Raw genomic sequence first — 1,339 nt, 5'->3', positions numbered from 1 at the left:
GTCGGTGAGCTGCAGCCGGGTGCCGGCGAGTTCGGCCAGCCCGCCGGCCTGGAGGATCAGCGGCCACGCGAACGCCGCGATCGGCTCGTCGGGGTGCGTGCCACCCATCGCGGTCGTGTGGCGAGGCGGGAAGCCAGCCCACGCCAGCAGGGTGCGGATGCGCTCGATGGGGTCGGGGTACCGCCGGGCTACGAGGTCGGCGAGCCTTTCCTCCGCGCCGGTCTCTCGGCGCGACGCCGCCTCGGCAGCCTCGGCGAGAGCCAGCGGCGCGGCCTTCACCCACTGGACGCGACGCGCCTCGTCCTCAGCCGCTTGGCGGGCTAGCGTCTGCTGCACCTCACGCGATCTGGTCAAGCCGTGCCCAGCTAGCCAGTCGGTCAGGGCAGGGCCGTCACGCAGGTCCGCGTCGCACCGTCCGAGGCCTCTGATACCCGTCTGATGGTGCAGCGTCCAGCGGGCGATCTCGCGGCCAGCGGCATCAGAGACGAGGATCGTCGGCCATCCCATGCACCGACAGCGATCTCCGGTGCCGCCGTCCACGACAGCCAGCAACCGGGTCAGCTCAGCAATCTCCTTGCCCGACACCACAATCCGGGCCGCGTCGGGCCGGTCGAGCTCGTCGACGGACGCCTCAACGATCAGCATTTCCGCAGCCTCGGCCAGCACACGTTCCACCAGCGCGGTACTGGGAACCTCGTCACCGCTGCAGAATTCTGGCGCGTCAGTCACAGCGGCGAGCGTACTGGTCCCTCGACAACCAGGAATGGCCCCTCTGCGGCTGTTCCAGGTGCGTGCGCCGATCGGCCAACCTCTCGCCGCGACGCCCCGATCTGCGGCGTATTGCACGGCGGTCAAACGCGGTCACCGAACGACCCTACGTGGCGCAGGCAGCGTCTCGATCGCCCACTCGGCTCGACGCTGGCAGGGCTCCGTGCCTTCTCTCCGCGCACGGATCTGCCGCCGGTCGGGTGCCTGACCGAGCGGCGACAGCCGCCAGAGACGTGGCAACTTGCGACCCCGGTCCAGTCACGCCGCGGGCATCACTGCTCGGGCCGGCGGTGGACGTATCACCTGGTTCCAGGACCCAGACGGCAATACCTTGCCCTCGAAGCCGACGACTGACAGACAGGACGTCCGCCCTCTCCTGCTCGGCTACGCCCGACGCCGAGCCCACCGAGCCGGTCACCGTGACCAGACCCCCGCTGCAGCCAGGTGACGGGACCCCGCTCAGCGGTCGGCATGCTCGCTCACTGCGCAGACTCTTCCTGTCGGCGGTCTCGTCGGGCACCGTGTCTGGTGCCGGCGATTTCGGGTCGTCGGCGCACCTGGTCCCCACCGG

General features: G+C 70.4%; 1 protein-coding gene. It reads right to left on the bottom strand.

Features of this window, described 5'->3' with window-relative positions:
* A partial coding sequence (locus tag AB0M52_RS33970) for a hypothetical protein (RefSeq protein WP_363961994.1) occupies positions 1-729 on the bottom strand: 729 nt, incomplete at its 3' end.
* Between the last annotated feature and the right edge of the window lie 610 nt (positions 730-1,339).

Origin of the sequence: Micromonospora sp. NPDC051296 (genome assembly GCF_040682255.1) — a bacterium.
Lineage (GTDB): Bacteria > Actinomycetota > Actinomycetes > Mycobacteriales > Micromonosporaceae > Micromonospora > Micromonospora craterilacus.
Note: the sequence above shows the minus strand (reverse complement) of the source record. Positions and strands in the feature narration are given on the sequence as shown.